General features: G+C 61.8%; 18 protein-coding genes. 4 read left to right on the forward strand and 14 right to left on the reverse strand.

Going from position 1 to position 25,085, the window contains the following annotated elements; translation table 11 throughout:
- Window positions 1–4: 4 nt before the first annotated feature.
- The 7 genes from BHMPCIPO_RS20830 to BHMPCIPO_RS20860 all read right to left on the reverse strand — a co-directional run bounded on the left by BHMPCIPO_RS20830 (window position 5) and on the right by BHMPCIPO_RS20860 (window position 9,687).
- Window positions 5–1,222 (reverse strand): glycosyltransferase family protein, encoded by a 1,218-nt coding sequence (locus BHMPCIPO_RS20830; protein WP_173518734.1) that lies wholly within the window; start codon window positions 1,220–1,222, stop codon window positions 5–7.
- A gap of 69 nt (window positions 1,223–1,291) precedes the next feature.
- Complete coding sequence (locus tag BHMPCIPO_RS20835) at window positions 1,292–2,467, reverse strand: ABC transporter permease (RefSeq protein ID WP_173518735.1); 1,176 nt, start codon at window positions 2,465–2,467, stop codon at window positions 1,292–1,294.
- Window positions 2,464–3,462 (reverse strand): ABC transporter permease, encoded by a 999-nt coding sequence (locus BHMPCIPO_RS20840; RefSeq protein ID WP_173518736.1) that lies wholly within the window; start codon window positions 3,460–3,462, stop codon window positions 2,464–2,466. Before BHMPCIPO_RS20840 ends, BHMPCIPO_RS20835 begins: the two co-directional genes overlap by 4 nt.
- A gap of 1 nt (window position 3,463) precedes the next feature.
- Window positions 3,464–5,365 (reverse strand): ABC transporter substrate-binding protein, encoded by a 1,902-nt coding sequence (locus tag BHMPCIPO_RS20845; protein ID WP_173518737.1) that lies wholly within the window; start codon window positions 5,363–5,365, stop codon window positions 3,464–3,466.
- Window positions 5,362–7,254: an ABC transporter ATP-binding protein gene (locus BHMPCIPO_RS20850; protein WP_173518738.1), complete on the reverse strand. Its 1,893-nt coding sequence runs from the start codon at window positions 7,252–7,254 to the stop codon at window positions 5,362–5,364. The genes BHMPCIPO_RS20845 and BHMPCIPO_RS20850 overlap by 4 nt, the downstream gene beginning before the upstream one ends.
- 123 nt (window positions 7,255–7,377) lie before the next feature.
- Window positions 7,378–8,328, reverse strand: a complete 951-nt coding sequence (locus BHMPCIPO_RS20855) for a polysaccharide lyase family 20 protein (protein WP_173518739.1) — start codon at window positions 8,326–8,328, stop codon at window positions 7,378–7,380.
- 9 nt (window positions 8,329–8,337) lie between these two features.
- Window positions 8,338–9,687 carry an adenylate/guanylate cyclase domain-containing protein gene (locus tag BHMPCIPO_RS20860; protein ID WP_173518740.1) on the reverse strand — a complete coding sequence of 450 codons (1,350 nt, stop codon included), beginning with the start codon at window positions 9,685–9,687 and terminating at the stop codon, window positions 8,338–8,340.
- 375 nt (window positions 9,688–10,062) lie between these two features.
- Here BHMPCIPO_RS20860 and BHMPCIPO_RS20865 point away from each other — a divergent pair, with 375 nt between their 5' ends.
- Complete coding sequence (locus BHMPCIPO_RS20865; protein ID WP_173518741.1) at window positions 10,063–11,400, forward strand: nucleotide sugar dehydrogenase; 1,338 nt, start codon at window positions 10,063–10,065, stop codon at window positions 11,398–11,400.
- A gap of 49 nt (window positions 11,401–11,449) precedes the next feature.
- On the opposite strand, the gene BHMPCIPO_RS20870 is transcribed toward BHMPCIPO_RS20865, so the two are convergent.
- Window positions 11,450–12,619 carry a DUF3095 domain-containing protein gene (locus BHMPCIPO_RS20870; protein ID WP_173518742.1) on the reverse strand — a complete coding sequence of 390 codons (1,170 nt, stop codon included), beginning with the start codon at window positions 12,617–12,619 and terminating at the stop codon, window positions 11,450–11,452.
- 278 nt (window positions 12,620–12,897) lie between these two features.
- Here BHMPCIPO_RS20870 and BHMPCIPO_RS20875 point away from each other — a divergent pair, with 278 nt between their 5' ends.
- Window positions 12,898–13,728, forward strand: coding sequence for an MBL fold metallo-hydrolase (locus tag BHMPCIPO_RS20875; RefSeq protein WP_173518743.1), 831 nt, complete (start codon window positions 12,898–12,900; stop codon window positions 13,726–13,728).
- On the opposite strand, the gene BHMPCIPO_RS20880 is transcribed toward BHMPCIPO_RS20875, so the two are convergent.
- From BHMPCIPO_RS20880 to BHMPCIPO_RS20905, 6 genes are all read right to left on the reverse strand, one after another.
- The gene (locus BHMPCIPO_RS20880) at window positions 13,715–14,485 is read right to left on the reverse strand and encodes a polysaccharide deacetylase family protein (RefSeq protein ID WP_173518744.1); all 771 of its coding nucleotides are present in this window, start codon (window positions 14,483–14,485) and stop codon (window positions 13,715–13,717) included. The genes BHMPCIPO_RS20875 and BHMPCIPO_RS20880 overlap by 14 nt on opposite strands.
- Window positions 14,482–15,579, reverse strand: a complete 1,098-nt coding sequence (locus BHMPCIPO_RS20885) for a glycosyltransferase family 4 protein (protein WP_173518745.1) — start codon at window positions 15,577–15,579, stop codon at window positions 14,482–14,484. Before BHMPCIPO_RS20885 ends, BHMPCIPO_RS20880 begins: the two co-directional genes overlap by 4 nt.
- A 69-nt stretch (window positions 15,580–15,648) precedes the next feature.
- Window positions 15,649–15,933 (reverse strand): hypothetical protein, encoded by a 285-nt coding sequence (locus BHMPCIPO_RS20890; RefSeq protein ID WP_173518746.1) that lies wholly within the window; start codon window positions 15,931–15,933, stop codon window positions 15,649–15,651.
- A 38-nt stretch (window positions 15,934–15,971) separates the two neighbouring features.
- Window positions 15,972–17,426 (reverse strand): MltF family protein, encoded by a 1,455-nt coding sequence (locus tag BHMPCIPO_RS20895; RefSeq protein WP_173518747.1) that lies wholly within the window; start codon window positions 17,424–17,426, stop codon window positions 15,972–15,974.
- 42 nt (window positions 17,427–17,468) lie between these two features.
- On the reverse strand, window positions 17,469–19,595 hold the full coding sequence (locus BHMPCIPO_RS20900; RefSeq protein WP_173518748.1) for a mechanosensitive ion channel domain-containing protein: 2,127 nt from the start codon (window positions 19,593–19,595) through the stop codon (window positions 17,469–17,471).
- Between the two features lie 108 nt (window positions 19,596–19,703).
- A complete protein-coding gene (locus BHMPCIPO_RS20905; RefSeq protein WP_173518749.1) occupies window positions 19,704–22,247 on the reverse strand; it encodes an SH3 domain-containing protein in 2,544 nt (847 codons plus the stop codon).
- Between the two features lie 456 nt (window positions 22,248–22,703).
- Here BHMPCIPO_RS20905 and BHMPCIPO_RS20910 point away from each other — a divergent pair, with 456 nt between their 5' ends.
- Window positions 22,704–23,156: a helix-turn-helix domain-containing protein gene (locus BHMPCIPO_RS20910; RefSeq protein ID WP_173518750.1), complete on the forward strand. Its 453-nt coding sequence runs from the start codon at window positions 22,704–22,706 to the stop codon at window positions 23,154–23,156.
- Window positions 23,157–23,183: 27 nt separating this feature from the next.
- Window positions 23,184–25,055, forward strand: a complete 1,872-nt coding sequence (locus BHMPCIPO_RS20915) for an AfsR/SARP family transcriptional regulator (RefSeq protein ID WP_173518751.1) — start codon at window positions 23,184–23,186, stop codon at window positions 25,053–25,055.
- Window positions 25,056–25,085: the final 30 nt, after the last annotated feature.

A 25,085-nucleotide genomic window follows, 5' to 3' on the forward strand; every position in this document is an offset into this window, starting at 1 on the left:
TGCTTCAGCTCGATTTCTTCACGATATTCAGGTGGTCGCTCGAAGGCCGTTCGAGCCACCCGCCGACGATTTCAGAGATATGCGCGAGTCCTTCCAACCGCAAGCCGTTGGCGGTGCTCTTCGACGGCGGCGCCCGGGACGGCAGCGCCTTCAGCGCCGCCGCCAACCGCAGCGGATCTTCCGCTTCGTCCGGCAGCAGCATTTCGACGAGCCCAAGCTCGGCGGCGCGGCGCGCACGGATCAACTGCTCTTCGCGCGGCTGGATGCGCGGCACGATCAGAGCAGGCTTGTCGAAAGACAGGATTTCGCAATAGGTGTTGTAGCCGCCCATGGCGACGACGCCTTTTGCCCCGGCGATGAGCTCTTCCATGCGGTTGTCGAACTCGATGATCTTGATATAGGGGATCTTGCTGCCCTTACGGATCAATTTTTCCCGCTTCTTGACCGGCATATAGGGCCCGAGCACGATCAACGCATTGTACGTGAGTTTCGGGTCCTGTTGATAGGCGTGGATCACATCGTGGATCAGGTCAGCACCGTCGCCGCCGCCACCTGTCGTCACCAGGATGTAGTCGCCCTGCGGCTTGTGTCCGGGCAATTCCTCGCGCGGAACGCTGCGCTGCAGGAAGCCGACGAAGTTCATTCGGTCGCGCACGGCCGGCGGCACTTCGAGCTCGGTCAGCGGGTCGTAGAAATCCGGCGGGCCATAGACCCAGATCGTATCGTAATACTGCTCGATCTTTCGCATCGTGTCGCGCCGCTTCCACTCCGCTTCCAGCAGGTGCGGCGCATCCATGACCTCGCGCAAGCCCAAGACCAGCGTCGTGCCGTGCGCTTTCAAATAGGTGAGCGTCTCTTCGACTTCGCCGCGCAGGCCCATCGGCTCCTTGTCTACGATGAAGATGTCGGGCTTGAAGGTCTCGGCGGTGTGGCGAATGATCGCCTGGCGCATCTTCAGCGTCTCATCGAGCTCGATGTGGCGGTCGAGCGACGTGTAGTCGCCATTGTGGAGTTTGATAACGCTCGGGATCTTCACGAAATCGACGCGCGCACGGTAGTCGAATGCGCCGGCGATCGTCGCGCCGGAGATGATCAGAATGTTCAAACCGCGGTAGTCTTCCACCAGCGAATGCGCGATCGTGCGGCACCGGCGAAGGTGCCCGAGCCCGAACGTGTCATGGCTGTACATGAGGATCCGGGCATCTTCAAAGCGCCGCATCATGCAAGGAACCTTTCGCTCAGGGGCAATGAACCGTTTCACGCCGTTCGGTTGCCGGCATCAAATCGGGCCTCATTTGTAGGGATCGGCCGCGTCACGCAACCCATCTCCCAGGAAGTTGAATGCCAAAATCACAAGAATGACCGGAATTGTGGGAAATAGGAGCCAGGGATAGAAGGCGATGACGCTGACGCTTTTTGCCTCGGTCAGGAGAATACCCCAACTGGTGATCGGGGGCCTGAGGCCGAGGCCGAGGAAGCTCAGGGCGGTCTCGCCGAGGATCATGCCGGGGATCGAGATCGTCGCGGTGGCGATCAGATGCGACATGAAGCCGGGCACGAGATGTCGGCCGATGATGCGGCTGCTCTTCGCACCCATCAACTGGGCCGCCAGCACGTAATCTTCCTCGCGAAGCGCGAGCAGTTTCGAGCGTACCGCGCGCGCGAGCCCCGTCCAGTCCAGGAGTCCGAGGATGATCGTGATCGCCAGGTAGATCAGAATCGGGCTCCAGGTCGCCGGCATGATCGCCGCGAGCGACAGCCAGAGCGGGATGCTTGGGATCGACTGCAGGACTTCAATGACGCGCTGAACGATGAGATCGAAGACGCCGCCGTGATAACCGGCAAGGCCGCCGATGACGATGCCGAGCACGAAGCTGACGGTGATGCCGAGAAGACCGATCGTGAGCGAAATTCGAGCGCCGTAAATGATGCGCGACAGCACGTCACGGCCGAGACGATCCGTTCCCAGGAAAAAGGCCTGACCGCCTTCGGCCGGGCAAACGAGATGCACGTTGCTGTCGAACAGGCCCCAGAAGCGATAGCTGTCGCCGCGGCAGAAGAAGCGGAGCCGCTGCACGTCCTTGGTATCGTCGGTGTAGTTGCGCTTCAGCGTGTCCATGTCGAGTGTCATGGTCCGTCCATAGACGAAGGGACCGACGAACTTGCCCTCATGGAACAGATGCACCGCCTGCGGCGGCGCATAGATGTAATCCATGTTGCGGGTGTGCAGGTTGTAGGGCGCCAGGAACTCGGAGGCGACGATCGACAGATAGAGCACCGCGAGGAAAATGCCGGAGGCGAGCGCGAGCCTGTGGCGGCGGAATTTCCACCACATCAGGCGAAGCTGGGAAGCCTGGTTGACGCGCACCTGCTCGTCGGTCATCGCCTCGACGGAATAGGGATCGAAAGGAGCCGTCGATACGTAGTGCGGCAAGGGCTCGCCGGGCGCCGGAAGGAATGACGTCACTTGGTGCTCCTGCCTTGCAGCCGAATTCGAGGATCGAGGATGGCGAGCGCAATGTCGGAAATCAGCACGCCGATGACCGTCAGAAAGGCGAGGAACATCAGGAACGAACCGGCGAGATACATGTCCTGGCTCTGCAGAGCCTTGATCAACATCGGTCCGGTGGTTTCCAACGACAATACGATCGCGGTGATTTCAGCGCCGGAAATGATCGCCGGCAGGATCGAGCCGATATCCGATATGAAGAAGTTCAGGGCCATCCGCAGGGGGTATTTGACCAGCGTGCGCATCGGCGAAAGGCCCTTGGCCCGGGCCGTCACCACATACTGCTTCTGCAACTCGTCGAGCAGATTGGCGCGCAGGCGCCGGATCATGCCGGCCGTGCCCGCCGCACCGACGATGATGACCGGAATCCAGATATGCTCGAGGATCGACTTCGCCTTGGCCCAACTCATCGGCTCGGCCAGATATTTCTGGTCCATCAGGTGACCGATCGAAATCCCGAACCAGATATTGGCGAAATACATCAGGATCAGCGCGAGCATGAAGTTCGGGATGGCGATACCGATCAACCCCATGAGCGACAGGCCGTAGTCACCCCAGCTATACTGATGCGTCGCGGAATAGATGCCGATCGGAAAGGCGATCAGCCAGGTGAAGATGATGGTGACGAAGGAAACGAGGATCGTCAGCCACAGACGGTCGCCGACCACGGCGCTGACCGGCAGTTCATATTCGAAGGAATAGCCGAAATCGCCCTTCAGCATGCCACCGAGCCAGTAGACGTAGCGCAGGGCCGCCGGCTGATCGAAGCCGTACTCCTTCCTCAGCGCCTCGATCTGCTCCATGTCGACGCCTTCGCCCTGCGCCTTGATCTCGGAGACATAGCTCTCGAAGTAGTCGCCGGGCGGCAGTTCGATGATGGTGAAGACGAGAGCGGAAATGATGAGGAGGGTTGGAACCATCGCCGCGATACGCCAGAGAATATATCGCAGCATGTCAGGCTTCCTGCTCGATCCAGAACGTATCGGTCTTGTAAACACCAAAATAGCAGGTGGGATCGAAACCGTAGAGCGCCGTTTCCGGCACATTCCGAAGCTTCTTGGCCACGAGGATCGGCTGCAGCGAGGCGTTGACGATACCGATCGAGAAGACCTGGTCTGTGTAAATCGACAGCATGCGGGTCCAAATCTCCGTACGCTCGGCATCTTCAGCCGAATGCCGCCAGCGCTGCAGCAGCTCTGTCAGTTCGATGGCGGCCGGAAGATCCGGCGGCTGGCCCATTTCGCCATGGGACAGGTAGTTGAGCCCCCAGACCGGCCATTGCAGTTGGTCGTCGGCGGTCGGCGCCAGCTGCCCCGGGTTCATGCCCGGGGTGGGAACGCCGTTGTCGAGCCCGAACCACATCGACATGATGATCTCGCCGCCGACAGCGCGGCTGCGGAACGTGTCGCGCTGCGAGGTGCGGATGAAAAGGGATATCCCGATCTTTTGCCAATAGTCGGTGATGAGCTGCAGCACGTCCGTTTCGAGCGTGCTTTCACCCGCCGTTTCCACGACGATTTGCGCCGCCCGGCCGTCGGACAGGATGCGAATGCCGTCGCTACCGCGTTGCGTAAGCCCCGCCTCGTCCAGCAGCGCATTCGCCTGGGCCGGATCGTGGGCGATCCAGGCGCTGGCGAATTCCGGACGAAAGAGCGGGCTATCCTGCAGGACCGTGTCGGCGCTCTCCTTGGTCAGGCCGTAGAAGACTGCCTTGTTGATCTCGGTGCGGTCGATCGCAAGCGAGAGCGCGCGGCGAACGCGCACGTCCTGCAGAAGCGCCCGCCAGACCGTGTCGGAGCAGTTGAGGTTCGGCAAGAGCGCCAGGCGCGAGCCTTGCGTCTTCTTCCACAGCAGCACCTTCACCGGATAACGCTTCTCGGAATCCTTGAGGAAGGTATAGTCGACGAAATCGATACCCGTCGCCTGCAAATCGCTTTCGCCCGTTCCGGTCTTCGCCGGAATCAGCGCCGGCGAGCTGACGTTGAGCACGAACTTGTCGATATAGGGAAGCTGCAATCCGTTCTCGTCGACGCGGTGGAAATAGGGATTGCGCTCGAAGACGAACTGTTCGGCCGGAAGCGACGTGGTGTTACGCCATGGATCGAGCGTTGGAAGGTCGGGGTTCTCAGGGCGATAGGAGCGAGCCATGCGCATATGGAGCTGGCTCCATTTCTTGACGCGCTGCTCCTTCATCAAAGCCTTGAGCTTGTCTTCTTCCTGGTACTTCTCATGGAACTGTTTGAGATAGGCTGACGGCATCGCCACCACCAGCGGCTGCGGTGCCGCGAGCTTCTGCAGGAAGTCCGGGTTCGGTGTCGACCAGGTATAGCGAACGGTTCGCTCGTCGATGACTTCGAACTTTCCTGCTTCGCCGTCCATGACGAGCGCAGTCGGCAATCCGGCGGGGCTAAGCTTCTCGTTGTTGAGGACATCGTCCCAGCAGTAGCGGAAGTCCTCGGCCGTCAGCGGTGTTCCGTCGGACCACTTGTGCCCTTCCCTCAAATGGAAGGTGAAGATACGGTCCTCGACCGTCTCGTAGCTCTCGAGCACGTCCGCTTCGAGCTTCAGCGTTTCGTCATAGCCGACCAGTCGGGCATAGCCGTAGACGGTCATCAGCCGGATGTCCTTGGCGCTGCCGATGATCATCGTCACGACGCCACCATGCTTGCCGGGTTTGCGCCCCAAGGCCGCGACGTTGATGACGCGTGGCGTCTTGGGCAAACGTTCGCTAAGCGGCGGGAGCTTGCCTTCCGCAATCAGCTTTTCCAGAAACGCCGGCTCGCCGGCGGCAGCCAGGAGCCGCATAGGAAACGCCACGGTTGCAAGCAATGCCAGAACAGTTCGGCGGGTGATCATGGCCGTAACTCCCTTGCATCCACCGACCGGCGCGCCAGTACGAAGTGGTCGCCACCGAGATCTGCGGCGGTGAGCGTGTCGCCAGCGTCGTCGTCACGGAACTGCGGTCCCCAGCGCCGCATATCCGATCCTTCGCTGTCCTTCAGCCTGTCGAAGTCGAGTTGCCGGTCGAGATCCGGATAGGGAACGGCCGCCAGCAGCGACTTGGTATAGGGATGAACCGGATTGCGCATTAGCACCTCGCGCGGGGCGAGCTCGACGATGCGACCGGCGCACATCACGGCGATGCGGTCCGCCATATAGTCCACGACTGCAAGGTTGTGCGAGATGAACAGGCAGGTCAGCCCCAGTTCCTTCTGCAGATCCTTGAGAAGGTTGAGAATTTGCGCCTGGACCGAAACGTCGAGCGCCGAAACCGGTTCGTCGCAGATCAACAGTTCCGGTACCAGTGCGAGAGCCCGGGCAATGCCGATACGCTGACGCTGCCCACCGGAGAAGCTGTGCGGGTAACGGTTGATGAAACGCTGGTCCAGACCCACCGCCTGCAACAGCGAACGCACCGTCTCGACACGCGATTTCGCCGTCCCGCGCCCGTGAATCTCCAGCGGTTCGCTGAGGATGTTCTTGACCGTCATGCGCGGGGAAAGCGACGAAACCGGATCCTGGAAGACCATCTGGATTTTCGAGCGCAATGCCTGGAGATCGTCGCCCTGCGCCTTCAATACATCGACGGGACCTTCGCCATTGTCGAAGATCACCGATCCGGCATCGGGTGTCACCGCCCGCATGAGGATCTTGCTGACGGTCGTCTTGCCGCAGCCGCTCTCTCCGACGAGACCAAGACATTCACCACGGCGAATATCGAAGCTGACGTCGTCGACGGCGCGATGCAGCGTGCTCTCCCCGCCGCCGAACCACGAAGACTTTCGCGTTCCGTAGGTCTTCGAAACATTGTGGACGGACAAGAGCACATCGGGACCGGCCCGTCGGTCGGCAGCCGAGCCCCCAAGCAGCGTGCCCGCCTTGACCGGCACTTCACGCAGCGCCTTCAACCGCTCGCCGGGCTTCATGTCGAAATGGGGAACGGCCGCCATCAGCCCCTTGAGATAGGGGTGCTGCGGATTGCGGAAGATCGCCTCGACGGGACCGGCCTCGACGATCTGCCCGTGATAGATCACCACAACCTCGTCGGCCATGTTGGCGACGACGCCGAGGTCGTGGGTAATCAGCAGCATCGCCATATTGAGCTTCACCTGAAGCTCGCGCAGAAGTTTCAGGATCTGCGCCTGTACCGTCACGTCGAGCGCGGTCGTCGGCTCGTCGGCGATCAACAGGGCAGGCCGACAGATCAGTGCCATGGCGATCATCGCGCGCTGGCGCATCCCGCCGGAAAGCTCGAAGGGATACATGTCGTAGGCGCGCTTCGGATTGGCGAAGCCGACATAGCCGAGCAGTTCCTCGGTGCGCGCACGGCGCTCAGCCTTTTCCGCATCCGTGTGGATTTTCAGCACTTCGGAAATCTGGTTTCCGATCGTGTGGAGCGGCGACAGCGACGTCATCGGCTCCTGAAAGATCTTGCTGATGCGCGTACCGCGTAGACCGCGTATTTCCTCGCCTTCCCGCTCCAGCGAGAGCAGGTCGATCGGCTTTGCCGCCGTGGTGGGGTCGTTGAACAAAATTTTGCCACCAACCCTCGCGACGTTGGGCAAAATGCCCATTACCGCTTGGCTGATGGCCGACTTTCCCGATCCCGACTCACCGACGAGAGCCGTAACCTTCCCGGGCAAAATCCTGAAATTCGCGTTATTGACGGCTTGAACTTCGCCGCCGAGCACCGAGAATGTGATCCGCAGACCTTCAACTCGAAGCAGGTCCGCCCCAGATGTCATCGCAGCACGCTTCCCTCATCGCTTCTTTTTATCCGCCGCCTCTAAAAAAAGACTAGCGCAGCTTCAGAGGGCTGTCCAGCAGGGCCGACTGCAACCGGAGCATTGCCCCGTGCATTCAGTTGGTTAGAGCGCAGGGCACGCCCCGCCCTTCAACACATCGGAGCAATTCGGCGAGCGACGGAAGTCGTCATAAAACAGCGTCCAGTCCGTCCCGTCGGCCGCACGGTAGGGGCCGAATTTGAAGTATTGGTTCTTCCCGAGCCCCTTGTCGTCGTGGCCGACGTGCCCCGTTACCGTGATGATCGGCTTGTCATTGGCGAACAGCTCGATGCGCCCCGTCCCATTGGCTCCCGGTAGCGTGTAGATCGCGAAATCGATCCAGCCGGATTTCGGGTCGGGCAGGGGGTTGCCGTGGTTCGTCACCTTGATGGCATCCGTGCAGGCATTGAACAGACTGCCGTCCTCCAGTTTCCAGTTGCTGTCGGCGGCGACCAGCATGCGCATCTGGTTGACGCCTGGCCGCCCCCACACGGGGATCTCGCCGGGCTTGCAGCTCGCTGGCGTACCTTCCGGACCGGATGAGAGCGGCGCGATGTAATTCGTCTCCACCGTGACGAAGAGCTTGCCCGCCTCGAGGCGCAAGGCAAGGAACGGGCTGAAGTCGCCTTCGGCGCCGGGATCGATCTCGCGCTTCCATTGGGCGATCAGATAGCGATGATCCTCGTTGGGGATCGGATCGGCGAATTTGACTGCGAAGCCGTACCAAATCCCCTGGTCGTAGGGCACGCGAAGCGCCGTCTTCTCCCAGATCTCGGCTCGCTCGCTGCAACCGTCGAGCGAATCAGGACAGGTCGGAACGACGCTCAGTTTGAGCGCGCCCTTTCCGGTATGCGTGACCTGGCTTTGAAATTCGACCGTGCCGGCGCTCTGCTCGAAATTCTCGCGATAGTAAAGCCCACCTTCGGGCGCGAAGTTCTGTCCCTCGAAGCCGTCTGACAGTTTGGTTTCCCACGGCTGCGCCATCGCGCCCCCGGCCATGGCAATGCTGGCGGCGACAAACACGACTCGGAACATTCTTCCCCCTTATTGAAGCATCTTGTCGATGAGGCCGCGCGGCGGCTGTAGCGGACGAGTATTGCGATGAAGCAACATGACATGTTCCGCCTCGGAAAGTCCATCCTGCAACACATCGTCGAAGCGCTCGTCTGCCCTGGCAAGCAACGCCGCATCGTTGGGGTAGAGAATCGTGAATTTCTGCCGGACTCCGCGCAGTTTTTCCTGGCCGAGCGCCGTCCAATCTCCGCCGCAGTAGTTGACGAAGGCCTCACTGGCAACAACGCTATGCGCATATTTCTTGGTGAGGTTCTGCAACCGCTGCACTTCGTTGACGGCCGAGCCGAAAGCGGAAAAGGTCAGCCGGTCGCGCAAGCCAACGTTGCCGAACATCACGTTGCCGACATGGAGCCCGATACCGTAGCCAATCGGATCGCGCGCTTGCTTGCGCCGTTCGCCGTTCAACATCTCCATGCGCGCCGTTGCTGCGCGCACGGCGGAAAAAGCCTCGCGGGCAGCAAACTCGGACGGCTCCTTGTGGCGGCCGCACGGATAGACGGCGATGAACCCATCCCCGACGAAGCTCAGGATATGGCCGCCATTGCGGTTGAACGGCGCGGCGATCGCGTCGAAATAGGTGTTCAGCGTCTCGATGTAGGACTGTCGCCCTTCCTTTTCCGCCAGCATCGTCGAACGACGCATGTCGGCCATGACCAGGATCGCGCGCACCGTTTCGCCGTCGCCACGGCGGACCTGACCGCTCATCACGCGTCGACCGGCACTGGAACCGAGATAGGTGGTCAGCATGTTGTCGGCGAGTTTGCCGAGTACCGCCATCTTAGCAGCGACCGCGAGGTGATACTGCAGCTTCAGCAATGCCCCGATCACATCGTCGGTGAAGCCGCCGTGACGATCCGTCGTCCAGGAACCGACCATGCCGTGACCGGAATCGGCGCCGAGCGACTGCATGAAGGCCAGATAGTCGGTGGCCCCCATCTCCTTGAGGTCGTCGAAGATCGGGAACTCGGACGGGGTATCCTGATAGATGCGCCGCCGGACATGTTCGAGATTGTTGTTGAGCAGATAGTAATAGGGGCTCTGGAGGAAACGCTCCGGATTGAGCGCCAGCTCTTCGTGCCGAAGGCCGCTGACCTCGACGCCCTTGCCGCGGATCCAGGTAAAACCAAGCGCATCATAGAGCGGATGCAACATCGAAAAGGACAGATGAACGCGCATCAGCGGCAGGCCGGCGGCGGCGAGCCGCTCGCAGAAGCCCTTGACGATCGTCTCCAGCGGTGCGTCGCTCAGCGATGTCCGCATCAGCCAGTCGGCAACCTTGTCGATGAGGATTTCGGATACGTTGTCGTTCGTCGGGGCCATTTCGCGTCCTCACCATGACAGACCGTCCCGCGTCAGCATCCGGAGACGACGAACGCCCCGGCAAAGTGCCGGTCCATGTTCGCGGGGGGGATGATGATGAGCCGTGCCCGTTAAGAAAATGCTCCAGCCGATTCCGGCGTCAATGACGTGCAGGCACCCGGAATGCGGCACTTATATGTTGCAGATATTGATCCCGCCTTGCGATTTCCAGAGGCCCGGCAAAGTTTTTCTCGCACGAAGAATTGATAGCCGGCTCAAGGGCCTGAATGCAGGCGTGACGCAGTGCCTCGCTTGACTTGCCGCTTGTTTCTCTCCAACAAACCACGACATGTTCGCGCGGGCGCCACCGCCTGCCACGAGATCCGGAAAACAAACTTGACCTCACCTCATTACGAAAGCCTGCTCTCGTCCATCTCCGCCTTGAGCGCCACGGTTGGCGTCATCGGTCTCGGCTATGTCGGCCTGCCGCTCGCCATCGCCGCTGCTCGCGCGGGCTTCGTCGTCACCGGCTTCGACATCGACCCCACCAAGATCGTCGCGCTCGACGCGGGCAAATCCTACATCGCCGCCGTATCGGACGCAGCACTTGCGAAAGAGAACAGTGCCGGCCGCTTCCGCTCGACCACGGACTTTCAAAAGCTGACGGACTGCGACGTCATCATCATCTGCGTGCCGACCCCGCTCACCAAACACCGCGATCCCGATCTTTCCTTCGTCGAGAAGACGTCACGGGCGATCGCCGCGACCCTGAGGCCCGCACAGCTCGTCGTCCTGGAATCGACCACCTATCCCGGGACGACCGACGGCGTCGTGCGCACGATCCTCGAAGAAACCGGGCTCAAATCGGGCAGCGATTTCTTCGTCGGCTTTTCGCCGGAGCGTGAGGATCCCGGCAACCCGACCTACGAAACCGTCAGCATTCCGAAGGTCGTCGCCGGCGACGGACCGCAGGCTTCGGCGTTGATGGAGCGCTTCTACGCAGCCGTGGTGAAAACCGTGGTGCCGGTCTCCTCCAACGCCACGGCGGAGGCGGTGAAACTGACCGAGAACATTTTCCGCTCGGTGAACATCGCCCTCGTCAACGAATTGAAGATCGTCTACGAGGCGATGGGCATCGACGTATGGGAAGTGATCGAGGCGGCGAAGACCAAGCCGTTCGGCTACATGCCCTTCTACCCCGGCCCGGGGCTCGGCGGTCACTGCATACCGATCGACCCCTTCTATCTCACCTGGAAGTCGCGGGAATACGAACTGCCGACACGCTTCATCGAACTTGCCGGCGAGATCAACTCGGCCATGCCCCGTCATGTGATCAGCCGACTTGCCGAGGCGCTCGACCGCAAGGCCGGCAAGGCGCTCAGCCGTTCCAACGTCCTCGTCGTCGGCCTCGCCTACAAGAAGAACGTTCCGGATATTCGCGAAAGCCCGTCGCTGCGCCTGATCGAATTGATCGAAGAGCGCGGGGGCCGCACCGCCTATCATGACCCCTACGTCGCCGAGATCCCGCCGACACGCGAACATGGTGCGCTGAAGGGCAGGCGTTCGGTCCCGCTCGACGCGCGAACGGTCGCGGCGTTCGATGCGGTTCTGATTGCCACCGACCACGACCAGGTGGACTACGCCGCCCTTGCCAATTCCGCCTCGCTCATCGTCGATACGCGCAACGTCTTTTACCGCAACGGCTTGACCGGCGACCATATCGTCAAGGCTTAGCCCGATCTGGCCCGGGAGGTCTGAAAATCGGGCGGCAGCTCGCGTGTGTCTACGCCGCCTGCACGCGCGCCAGCGCGGCCTTGAGCTTGCTTGCTGCCACCGCATAGCCGCCCGACGCGCCGTCGACGAAATGCATGTGATCCCGTGTCATCGGCGTCGGCACGATGCAGGTCATCAGCGCCGAGCCCTGTTGATGCAGGCCATAGTGCCCGACACCCGCCGCCTCGGCCTGCCTTAGCCGCGTCTCGATCCGTCCGAGCCGTTCGGCACTGATGTCGATCGTCATTTTCAGCCCATCATCGAATTTGCGGAAATCCGTGTTGTCGGCGAGATCACGACGGTAACGGCCCGTGTCGAATGATCCAAGATTCCAGCCCATCCTGAGGCAGACGAACAGCACCAGCGTCTGCACGGTGATGAAGCAACGGGCGAGGAAGCGCCGTCCTTTTGGTGCCACAGCCCGCGTCTCGGCATCGATCCCCTTGAAGGAGAACCGCGGATTCGGCCCGAGTTCAGGAACCGGATGGCCGTTGCGCTCCTCCTCGTCGGCCAAAGCGACAATATCGGCGATCAGCGACTGGAATTCTGCTCCATTGCCTTTCGGTCCGGGCACGGCGATGATCGACGCAATGGTGCCATGGCGGGACTCGATCGGGTTCCAGCGACAGGAGAGCCCGGTCAAATCAGGCCGGCTGCCGGGGATCGCGGCACCGACGGAATAGCGACCCGCCTTCATCGCCGCCTCGGCCCAACTGGCGCCACCGCCCGCAAACATCGCATAGGAAACTTCTTCGCTCGCCTTGAAGCGGGCGACGCGCATGTCGAGGCCGTTTGCGCGGATATCGCTGACCGGCACCAGCGCGGCGCGCAAGTCGAGCCCAAGTTCCTCCGCCACCCAGGTCTTCACGGCGGCGAGTGCGTCGCGGGCGCGATCCTGCATTGGCGCCGGCAGCGCGGCGAGCGCGCCGTCACCCCCGAAAACAAAGGGCATCGACTTTTCTTCGAGTGCGTTCATCAACGCCGAAATGACGCTGGCGCCTGCCATGTTCACGGTTTTGTAACGGCCCTCGGCGATCGCGCCGGTGGAATTGACGATGTCGGCAACGGCAAGAATCCAGCTGTCCGGCAGCGGGCGATAGTTCGCCTCGTCCGCGACCCCTTCGAACGCATCGAAAAGGGGGACGCTGTCGTAGAACCGCCCGTCTGCTGTCTCAACCATGCGTGACCTGTTCCCTACGTTACTGCGTTCGATAGACAATCCATATAAGAGCGCAACAAAAAGTTTCACATGCCGTTGCCAAGGCCCCGCAATCTGTCCGGCGACCCCCGCTATAATGCGGTTCCGTCGGGCGATTTCCAATCAGGCGCTGTTGGCGACGCTAAGGTTACTTTCCAAATAATAACCCATGGCATTGCAGGGGTATGGCCATCTGTGCTTGTTTAACAGTCACACAAGGATCAAAATGACCCGAGCGTGCGTAGTGAAGCCGAAACTGAATGCGTGACGACAACTTTCGAGTGCGGTTCTGGGGCGTAAGAGGAAGTTTGCCGGTATCCGGCCAACAATACGTCGCCTATGGGGGAAATACATCCTGCATCGAAGTTCGATGCGGCAAGGATGTTTTGCTCTTCGATGCGGGGTCTGGGCTGCGCGAAGCCGGTTACTCGCTGATCGCCGAGGGCGTCGACCGGTTCGACCTTTTCTTCACCCACAGCCACTATGACCACATCATCGGCCTTCCCTATTTCAAGCCGATCTACAAGTGTCAGAATTCGGTTCGCTTCTGGTCGGGCCACCTGCACGGCAGCATGACCACCAGGGAAATGATCCGTGACTTCATGCGCCCGCCATGGTTCCCGGTGGACCCGGATATCTGTCAGGCAAGCCTCGACGGCATGGATTTCAAGCCCGGCGACGTACTGACACCGCGCGAAGGGATCACGATCCGCACGACAAGTCTCAATCATCCCGGCGGCTGTGTCGGCTACCGCGTCGAATGGAACGGCCGCGCCGTCGCTCTCGTCTACGACACCGAGCACGAGCCCGGCATTCTGGATCCCGCCGTTCTCGAACTGATCGCCGGCTGCGACCTGATGGTCTACGACTGCACCTATCTCGAGAGCGAGATGGATCATTTTCAGGGCTATGGACACTCGACCGGCATGCATGGCGCCCGGCTGGCGATGGCCGCCGGGGTCAAGCAGCTCGCCATGTTCCATCATGATCCGTCCCGCACCGACGAGGCGCTTGCCGCCATGGAGCGTGACATTCGAGCCACCTTCGCCGGCGCCTTTGCCGCCCGCGACGGGCAGTTCATCGATCTGTAAGGTCGCCGCCGGCAAGCCAGCGACAGGCAGGATGTCTGCTGGTCGCTGCGAAGAGCTTTTCGAGGAACGCCCATACTCCCTCGTCGTGAACCAAGTGATGCGTCAGCACGCCGATCATGCGGCCCTTCTGGTCTGCTCTCTCATCGACATCGCCGGATACTTGCCGAAGCCTCGCGAGGATGTCGGCGACGATCAGGGCATGGTCGCGGCAGCCGCGTGTCCCGCGCCAGTCCATCACGTCGACATGGGTGTTAACGAGCTTGAACGGTGACGGCTTTTCCGGACCGAAGATCGAGAGCGCCTTGAAACCGACATCGGGCAAGCCGTCGAGAAGGGCTGGATCGATCCGGTTCCACGGCGGAACGAGCATCGGCACGAAGCTACCGGGGAAAAGCGCCTGCAGGCGGCTATAGCCGCGCTCGAGTTCGTGGAGCACCGTGGCGCGCGGTCGGTGTGCGCCGAGCTCCTGCTTCTTTTCCTCAGGCGGCGCGTGATTGCGATGCGCCCAACCGTGCACCGCAATGCTTGCACCTTCGAGCCCGTCGAGGCGGCGCGCGAGCGCATCGCCGGCCTGGGCCGGCGGAACGGCCAGAACCACCGGAGATGCGTGTCGGTCGATCAGCGACAGCAGGCGATCGAGCGCCGCCGTCGGTTCGGCTGCGTCGTCGTCCCGCAGCCAGAAGTCCACCTGCCGCCCCGACGCCGCAACGCGATCGAGTTCCGCAGCAAAGCGCTGCCAATGGATTTCTTCGGTCATGCCGGCCTCTCCAGGAATTCATCGAAAATCGAGCGAAGCCGTCGAGCGGCTGCCGGAAACGAACGCTCCTCATGAACGAACCGTCGGGCGGCTGCGCCCAATCGCCATCGGCGTGCCGGGTTCTCGATCAGGTCGCGCATCGCCGCCGCATAGGCATCGATATCCCCGTCCGGCGTCAGCAACCCGGTCTCCCCGTGCCTCACGACCTCGGGCACACCGGCCGTTCGCTGGGCAACGACCGGCAGACCGGCCGCCTGCGCTTCGAGATAGGCAAGCCCGTAGGCCTCGCCGCAGCCGGGCCACACGTAAAGGTCACCGCCTGCAAGAATTTGCGGAAGCTCGGCTGCATCCTTTTCGCCAAGCCACACCAATCGGTCGGGAGGCAAGGAAGTGAAGGTTTCTTTGACCGCCTCCCGGCAAGGCCCGTCGCCGACGATCGTCAAGGTCCAGGCGGTGGCAGCAAGGCGCATCAGCGCCTGCGCCAGCATGCGGTAGCTGTCCATCTTGTCGCCGCTGCGCATCATCGCGACCACGACCATCCGGCAATCGGCATCGGCCCGCGGCTTGGTTTCAATGAATGGCGCCGCATCGATGAACGGCGCGAGCATCGTGTGGCGGCAGGAAGGCGCGGCTTCAAGAAGGCCGTCGCGGTCGCGGTGTGTCAGGCAGATATTGACGGCCGCCTGCGAGATGGCCGCAAGAACATGCCGCTGGGCTATGGCCCGGATACCCTCGTTCCGCCGCATCGAATAGGACGCTTCAGCCGTCACATAGGGAATGGAAAATTCGTCTGCGAGCCCCGGCCCGAGAAGGTCCGGCGCCTTGTAATAGGGGTGGTAGCAGAACCAGAGATCGGGCGCGCCCTCGCTGCGCCAGAGTGCCCGAAGGCGCGCGGCCTCCGTGTCCGCCGCAAGCTCCAACGCGTGGAAATCGTGATCGGATGGCGTCGCCATGAAGCTGCGCAGGTCGGATGCAATGGCAACCTCGTGCCCATCGATCCGAAGGGCCGCCATCAGCATGCGCGCCATCAGCCGGTCACCTGACGGCACCGGGTGATCGGGGGATTTCAGCGGTGCATAAAAGGCGATCTTCATCTGCAGCGAGCTATCGTGCCTCCGCGCGAGACTGTCAACCAACCGAGTCCGGCACGCACCTTAGGTTCATCAATCAAACGGCAAATCATAGTAGTCGCGCCGGATAAGTTTCAGCGTGCGATCCGGCTGAATGACATAGGTCTCCTGAACGAAACTGTTGCCGCTCGTGAAGCGGTGCGGGACGATGCTGCCCACGGGCGCCTTCGTCAGTTTTGTCCGGGGCTGGCCACCATAGGTGATGCTGCCCGGGATCGGCTCGATGTCTGGCGTCGTGCAGCCGGCGAGCGTCAGAGCGAAAAGGCAAAGAAGGGCTGCCGATCGCCTCACGGGCGCATTGCTTTTCACCGCGACCATTTCGAAACCTCCACTTCCGGCGAACGCGTGCGCCGCACCTATGGCGCGGTGGGTGCCGCCTTGTTTTCAACTTTTGCCGCGGCCGCGTCGGCGTCATGGGCCTCGAGCAGGCTGTAGGCGACATAGTATTTATGGATGTTGCTGACATATTGAACCGTCTCGCGCCCCACGATCGCGGCAGCGGCGTTTTCGACATTTCCGAACCAAACGTTCGGATCGAGTCCCATCTCCTTGGCCTTCGTTCGGAACTTGCGCAGGTTCCCAGGCCCGGCATTGTAGGCGGCGAAAGCGAACAGCAGCTGGTCTCGCGGCGTGACCGCCGGATCGTTGATATAGGTGTCGATGAGGAAACGCAGATACTTCGATCCAGCCTCGACGTTCAGGTTCTCGTCCTTGTCGATGCCGCGAATGTCGACAGACTTGTCGGCCGCGGTCGATGGCAGCAATTGCATGATGCCAACGGCGCCGCGCGGGCTGCGCCTGGACTGGTCGAGTTGCGATTCCTGATAGCCCTGGGCCATCAGCATCAGATGATCGAAGGAATAGTTGCCTCCGTGCTTGCGGAAGATCTCCACCAGTTGCTTGAAGCGCTCGACATCATCAGGCGCATAGGCGCGCTTCAGCATCTTGTCGCTCTTGTAGTATTTGTTTCTCAGGATGTTGCCGAAGGTCGTGCCGATCCGATGCCCCTTAACGAATCCGTCCAGGACGGCCTTGAATTTCGGGCTGTTCTTGCGGATCGCCCAGGCAATCTGTCCATGATCCGAAATGACGATATCGTCGCGCACCTTGATGTCGGTCAAAACCCTCGACCAGATACCCACCTTGTGCCCGTCGACGACGGTCCACGACAGCAGACCGGCATTGACCATCTCCAGGATGTCTTCGTCCTCAAGGTTCTCGTCGATGTCCTTCAGCGCGATCGGCGCACGGCCCACCTTCTTGAAATTCGCGCTGAGCGCCACCAGGTGTTCGTAATAGCTGCTCGAGCGGCGCACGTGGATCTCCTGACCGCTCAGGTCGTCGAGGCTGGCGATTGCCGGTGCCGAAGGACCGGTAACCAGCACTTCCTTGGCCTCCTCGAACAACGGCGCGGTAAAGTCCACCTTGGCAAGCCGCGTCTCGGTGATCGTCAGATTGGCCATGACGACATCGCCAAGGCCCTCCTCAAGCGCCGACAGCAACCGCGCGCGGGGCACGGGCACGAAACCGACATGGATCTTGTCGACCTGCTTCTTGCGGCCTTTGTTGAGCTCTTTTTCGAGAGCCATCCCTGATTCGACCGCCGTGCCGAGCTGCTGGCCGCGGTCGATGAAGTAGATCGTCTTGCTGAACGGCACGAGGATGCGGACAATCCGCCTCTTTTCCATCCCGTCGAAATCGTCCTTGTGCGGAACGAACATCGACCGGACGAATTGCTCGCTCGATTGCGCCAAGGCGCTGCCGCCTGCGAAGAACACGAACAGCAACATCCCCAATAGAACGCGCTTCATGGTCGGCCTCCCCAGCCCCTGGAAAACCTGTCGATGAACCCCCTATTCCTCTGGCGGCCCTCCCTCCCCGAGGGCTGCGGCGGCATTCTTCTTGGCGATGGCATCGCGGGTGGCGGCAGCGGCGGCAGCAGAATGCTGCTGCTCGTCGCCGGCCACCTGCACCGTCGGCGAGGCGAAGTTGATGCCGTTTTCCTTGAAGGCTTCCTTGATCATGACCTGGGCCCGGCGTCTGACCTGGGTCTGGCTGCCCGGCTTCGTCTTCATGGCGAAGCTCAGGGTCATCCCATAGTCACCAAAATTCTCGACGCCCTTCATCTTGACCGTTTCCAGGATCAGTGGCCCGATATCCGGATCTTCGAGCAGCTTGGCACCGATGCCCTTCACCAGCTTCTTCACCTTGGCGACATCGGCATCGAACGAAACGTTGATCAGGAACTTGTCGATCACCCAGTCACGGCTCATGTTCTGCACCGCGCCGAGCGAGCCGAAAGGCACGGTAAAGACCGGGCCGCGGTGATGCCGGAGCTTGACGGAACGAATGCTGAAGGATTCGACCGTGCCCTTGTAGCTGCCGCTCTGGATATATTCCCCGATGCGGAAAGCGTCATCCATCATGTAGAAGATGCCGCTGATGACGTCCTTGACGAGCGTTTGCGAGCCGAAGCCGATGGCTACGCCGAAGACACCGGCACCGGCGATCAGCGGGCCGATTTCCACTCCGAGGCCGGACAGCACCATGAGCACCGCCACGACGGCGATGATGGCAGCGAGGAAGTTGCGCAGGATCGGTAGCAACGTCATCAGACGGGTGTTGCGGGCGCGCTCGGCCGGGTCCTCGGTCGCGTGATTGGCCTGCTTGACGCGCAGATTGATGAAACCCTTCACGAGCTGCCAGATGAGGTCTGCCGCCAGCAGAATGACGATACCGGCGAGCGCCCCGCGGACCACCCGATTGAAGGCGTCGTCATGCATCATCGCCGTGGCACTGACCTTGAAGACCAGCGCCAGCCAGCCGGCCGCCAGAGCGATGACCAGCAGCCGCGCGCCGCGCTCGACGAAGATATTGCGCATCACACGCGTGTCGTCTTCGGCAGACGCAACCAGCATCGTCTTGGTAAACGCACTGGTGAAGCGCAGCAACGGCGGTATGCCGATCACGTAGAGGCCGATCCAGAACAGCACGTCCATCCCCGCGACCCACAGCATCCACAGCACGACCAGGAAGGCGACCAGCAGGATATTTCCGACGATGCGGCGCGAGCCGACGACGTTACCGGTGGGCCGGCGCACCACCGTCAAGATCCCGAGCGCCAAGACCACCAGGCCAAGAGCCGCGGCGACGAGATCGTGCACGTCAGTGGGAATGGAAAGAGCCAGCATCGCATCGCCGACACCCCAGACCAGCGCGGCAGCGCCGATCAGCCACAGGCTGTGCCGGTACCAGAAGCGGGCATCGTCCGGCGTCAGCGACATGTAGCCGACCCGTCCATCTGCACTCTCCTCGCTTGCCGGTCCGCCGGTCAACACAGCCGAGGCGATGATCATCAGCAGGCGGGCGCCGATCCAGGCGCCAAGCAGCGGCGCGATCGTCGTCTCCAGCCGCCGAGGCCAATCGGCGATCGCAAGCACCGACATGCTGGCGGCCGCGAAAACGATGAGCGGCAGGACCCGTGTCAATATCGTCCGGGCCGGCCCGGTCAGGACCGCACCCTGCAGGCTGCGCTTTAACACCCAACGCAGCAGATATTCGGCGCCGTAGCCGATCAGCAAGATGAGGAAGAAGCCTTTGAGGATCGGAGCGGCGCCGTGGTTTTCCATGTCTCCGGCCAGGCGATCCCGTGCGGCTTGCATTTCCGGGAGAACGCGCGGCACGGCATTGGTGATGCCTGTCAGGTGGCGCCTGATTTCAGCCGTCCACCGGGCGACGACCCCCGTCGCCGGCGCCTCGGTCGCAGCCGGAGTGACGGCAGGCGTCTGTTTCGTCGAAAGCCACTGCTTCACTTCGGGATCGTCGAGAAGCTGGATCAGTTGCTGGACCTTGGCAGGCGGCGCGGCGGGCGCCGCTTCCTGCGCAAATCCCTTGGAAACGGGACCGAAGACAATCGAAAGGAACACGAGAAGGCCGATGATCGGCCCTAGAAAACGATGCGACGACCCGACACAGCCCATTCTTACCACCCCCATTGACCATGCCGGTCCCCCGACCGGCACGATTCTCAACCTTTTCAAATGCTAACATACCTATAGGCGGTTCTGCCAACGCCCTTTCGCCGCAGATCAACGACGTCGGAAGCCGCCGCCCCCGTGGAAACCACCGCCTCCCTGGAAGCCGCCACTGCCATGGAAGCCGCCTCTCTCGAAGTCACCGCCACCGAAGCCACCCGGACGGTCAAAGCCACCGCCTGCGCTGCTCGGGAAGTTCAGCGGCCGCTCATCGAAGGACTGACGCCCGAAGGAACGCTGGTTGCCGAGCTGTCGCCCGATATTGTCGATGGCCAGGTGATCGGGCGCGCGGTCCAGCGTTCGCGCGCCCGCTCCCTGGCCGAAATCGATCTGCTGGTTCAGGCTCTGGGCCGCGTCCGGGTGCCTGGCAGAAAAGTGTTCGCCCGCCTTGGCCCTGTCCTGGATCGAAGGCTTGTCGACCGGCTGCCAGCCGTCCGGAGTGTGCTTCTGCCATTGTCCGTCGTCGCGGCGATAGACGTTTCCGTCGCGCCCGGCATAGACGTCGCCGCCCTTGCCGTCGGCGACAAAGCCGTGATTGCCGTCCGACGTGCGCCAATGCATACCGGCGCCGTCCGCGGTCGAGCCGCCGGAAATGCGCGCATAGTCGGAACCATGCTTGACGGCCGCCGTGCCCCAGCTCCCGTAGACATTGTGCCCGCCGCGCGCGATCGCAGCGTTGCCAGTGCGCGGATTGTAGGCGGCAAGGAAGCCCCGGTCACCGTTCGGCCCGTAGCCGACGGTACCGCGCATATAGGTGCCGGTGCGTGGATTGTAGGCCGCACCGGCGGCGATGCCGCGATAGGGACCGTACGCATAGCCATAGCGGCCGAAGGTCCCGACGGCCGGGTTGTAGAACGCACCGACGCCATAGGTCACGGGACGGGGATAATAGGGCCAGTAGCCGCCGCCGGCCCAGCCATAGTCCCAATAATCGTCATAGTACCAGCCAGTGCCGTAGACGAAGGTATCCCAGGCGAGATAGGCGCCGAGATAGCCCATCGTATAGCCGAACCAGACGGCATCCGGTTCAGTTTCGTAGATCCGCACATAGGTGACGTTGTAGACCGGCGAGGACGGCGGGATCTTGTAGATCTCGTCGGGCACCGCCTTGGCGACGCTGAACGGTCCAGTCGGCGTGTCGCCGACGAACCATATACCGTCCTTCACCACGAAGTATTGGTCACCGACCTTGATGACGCTCTCGTTCGTGTTCACGGCGTAGGTGAGCGAGGTGCCGTCGATCTTTTCGAATTTCGGATCGCCACTATAGGTGACGTCCGCCTTGACCGACCCGTCGAGCGCCACACGCGCCTTTTCGGGGATGCTTGCCTTCAGCCGCGCCTCGGCATTCTCGGACGTACCGGGAACGGACGAGCGCACCGTGTAATAGGCGGCGTCCTGCGGGATGTTCTGGAAATCTTCGGGAAGCTTGGGCGTGGCGAAAGTCCACGGGCCATCGAGCGAAGAACTCGCAAACCAGCGACCGGACACGAGGATATACCAGTTGGAATCTGCGTCGCGGTAGAAGACGTCGCTCTCGCTGTTGGTCGCAACCTTGAGGCCGGTGCCCGGTACCTGCTCGAGCTTCGGCTCACCGTCGAAGACGAGCAGTTCCGACGGCTTGTCCGAATAGATGACCTTCGCCGCGGCGTCCGTCTCGGCCTGCGGCGGGATTGCCGCCTTGGCATCCTTCCAGTTGTCATCGTCCGGCAGCTTGCCGAGAATGTCCGGAAGCGATGAAGCAGGTTGCCACCCCGAGGCCAGATCCTTCGATTGCAGCCACGCCTTGTCGTTGCGCAGGTAATAGCTGCCGTCCGCATCGACCTTGAACAGGTCCCAATTGGTATTGACCGCGAAGGACAGGCCCTCGACGCCCTTGACCGGCGCGAACACCGCTTTGCCGTCGGTCTGCACCAGCACCGCCGGCTCGTTGCTGACGAAGATCGGCGGTGGATCGGCCTTCAGCCCCTCGACATTGCCGAGCCGCTCGTAGTCGGCGAGGCTCGCCGTCAACTTGTCCTCGGAAACCGTGATGGTTCCGACCGGCATCAGCTTGCCGACCTCGAGAGCGAGTTCCGCCAGTTCCTTCCGATCGAGGACTGAGAAATTGATCTCCGTCATCTTGATATCCGAAACGACGACCTGGCCGGACGCGCTGTCGGCATCGGTCTTGCCGGTCACCCCGATGACACCGTAAATCGGCTTGGCGTCGTCGGACCGCTTGTATTCGGCAGCGATCAGCGCATCGAGGTCGGTGAAGTCCTTCCACGCGTTGATCTGCGGCTGATAGAGCGTGATGGTCGCGCCGCTGTCGGTCTTAAAGGCGCGCGGCCAGCCGAGCCCCTTGAGATCGGCATCGTTCAGATATTTGCCGCTGACGAAGCCGTTCTGGCCATCGAAGCTCACCGCGCACCATGTGCCGCCATCGTCGCATTCCTTGACGTCGACTTGCGCGCCTGCCGCAATCGTGCCGAGACTGTCGAAGCCGGTTCCCGGCCCTTCCCGGAAATTGACGGACGCGCTCGTCGTTGCGGGACCGGCCTCGGCCGGAACGGAAGCAATCGCGAACAGGGTCAAGGTCAAGGTCAATCTGCGCATTTGGTTCTCCGGCATCTGGCAGCGATCAGAACCGGCACCGCGCCGTCGCCCCTCGCGTAGATGGCGGGTGGGGAGCGGACATGGGACCGGGATCATCGCAGCATCCTCGGCAGCGGGAACAGCGCAAGTACGTAACAGTAACGGCGACTGTAACCGGCTGCTGAAAGGGACGGTAAGTCTCGGCCACAGGCCCCTCGGGCGGCCGCGTAAGACGAGATCGATTCGCGCGGGCGCGCTTCGCATTTCGGCGCAATCAGGGCAATCTGTCGCATATGGACCATCACAATTGGCGCGCTTGCGTGCCGATCACGGCAGCACCGGCCGGCTCATCCCTTGGAAAACCGGGACGGCGCCGCAAATCTCGGCGTTTTAGCCCGTAGTGATTGCATCAGGAGATTTATTCAAGCAAACTCATATGTATGATTTCGACCATTCCTACGTGCGGAGGACATGCAAGTGAACACAAAAGCCCCCAGCCAGATTGATGTCTTTGTCGGTTCCCGCGTCAGGATGCGTCGGTTGATGGCCGGGTTGAGCCAGGAAAAGCTGGCCGACGGCCTCGGGATCACATTCCAGCAGGTTCAGAAATACGAAAAAGGCACCAACCGCATCGGCGCCAGCCGTCTTCAGGCGATCGCCGATATCCTCGGCGTGCATCCGAGCTTCTTCTTCCAGGAAGGCGACGACGCCTCTGCTCGCACCGGCGCCGGCGACACGACCCGCGAACCGAGCGAGATCTCCTCTTTCGTTTCGTCGAAGGAAGGCATCGCCCTCAACCGCGCTTTCCTGAAGATCAGCGATCCGGTGCTGCGCAAGAAGATCATCTCGCTCGTCGCCGCCGTGGCCCAGACGCCCGAGACGGAAAGCAGCCGCGCAGGAACGAGCCACGCTCAGGATCTGCACGGATAAGCGTTTGCGCCCGACAGGAATGAGCGGATGACATTCAGACTGCAGACCCTCGGGCGCTTGCGTCTCGTCGACAAGAACGGGCGCGAAGTGGCCTTTCCGGAGAAGGGTCTGCTCATCCTTTGCCATCTGATCGTCGGCGGATATCGCGAACAATCGAGAAACGACATCGCGAAGCTGTTGTGGGACGAAGTCGTCCCCAGCCAGGCCTTCGTCAATCTGCGCAAGACAATCTCCCGGATCAGCGCGCGACAGGACGAACTCGGCTGCCATTTCCTGAGTTTCTCCCAATCGTCGGTCGCGCTCGACGTCGATCGGCTGCAGAGCGACCTGGACGAAATCAATCGAGACCCGGGCGATGCGCTCACCCGCTTCGAACTGGCGGCAACGACGTTCCAGGAAGATTTCCTCAAGGACCTGAAATCGCAGGGGCAATCGTTGCACGGCTGGATCGAACGGCAGCGCGGCGAACACATGACGCTCCTGCGCGAAAGCCTGATCGCAGCCGCGCCGGAAGCGACGAAGACCCATCGCAAACTGGTCAAGGCGGCTGCAGCGCGGCTTCTCGAGCGCAATCCGCTCGACGAGGATGTGCGCAAGATCCTAACTGAGGTGTTTCAGCTGGAAGGCAATCACCTCGAAGCGAGGGCAATCGCACACAGCAATGCGCCGGCCATTCCGGCCGTCGCGGAATGGCGACCCGCTTCGCCGATCTTCACGCCCGTCTCCGAGGCGGCCGCGGACCTGCGTCCGCCACGCGTCGTGCTGCTGCCGCCGAGCAACGGAGCGATCGACAGTCCCGGCACGCAGTTTGCGAGCGCCTTGATCGAGGACGTCACCATCGGCCTTTGCGGCCTTCGTTCGGTCTCGGTCATCGCCCCCTACACGGCGGCGCAGATCAGCCTCCAGGCCGACAAGGCAAACACCTACCAGAAGCACGCCATCAGCTACATCCTCGACACGCGCCTGACGGACGAAGGCAGCCGGCTCACCCTGTTCACGCAGCTGATCTTCTTTGCCAATGACGAAGTGATCTGGGCCGACCGTTTCAATCTCGACGGCGAAGGGCTGATGACCTCGCGGCGGGAGATTGCCCGGCAGATCGCCTATGCCATCGCCAGCCAGGTAGAGCGCAACGAGACGCACCGGAAGACCTACGAGACCAATGTTGGTTCCTATCGCAGCTTCCTGCTGGGCCAGCGCTACCTCAAGCAACTCAACCTTCCGGAGCTGCGGCGCGCGCGCAAGAGCTTCCGTGAATCGCTGTACGAAAATTCCGACTTTGCGCCAGCAATGAGCGGTCTGGCGCGCAGCTACTTCTTCGAATGGCTGTTGACGGCGCGCGGCGACAGCGAATTGCTGGCGCTTGCGGAACGGCACGCACGCGATGCAGTGGTGGCCGACGACACGCTGGCAACCGGCTACCGCGAGCTCGGCGTCGTCAAGCTCTATCTGAGACAGTTCGATGAGAGCATGGAATACCATGACAAGGCGGAGGCGCTGAGCCCGCAGCACGCCAACGTCATCGCGAGCTACGCCGACACGCTGGTGCAGGCGTCGCGGCCGGAGGGCGGCCTTCGCAAGATCCAAGCCGCGCTCGACCTTAACCCGATCGCGCCGGACGAGTATTTCTGGACCGCCGCCGGCGCCAGCTATTCGCTTGGCCAATACGAACAGGCCATCGCCTACATCGAGCGCATGCGCGATCCGACGCCCGCCGACCGGCTGTCGGCGGCAAGTTGGGGCATGCTCGGCAACAAGAAGAAGGCCCGCCAATTCGTCCGCAAGACGTTCGACGTACACCCGGATTTTAATCTCGACAAATGGATGGCCATCGTTCCCTTCAGGGAAGAGTGGCAACGAGTCCACTATTGCGAAGGTCTGCGCAAGGCAGGCTTCTGAGATCTTCGTTCAGCGAAAGCCAGGAGGGGC

It is taken from the genome of Ensifer sesbaniae (assembly GCF_013283665.1).
GTDB lineage: Bacteria > Pseudomonadota > Alphaproteobacteria > Rhizobiales > Rhizobiaceae > Ensifer > Ensifer sesbaniae.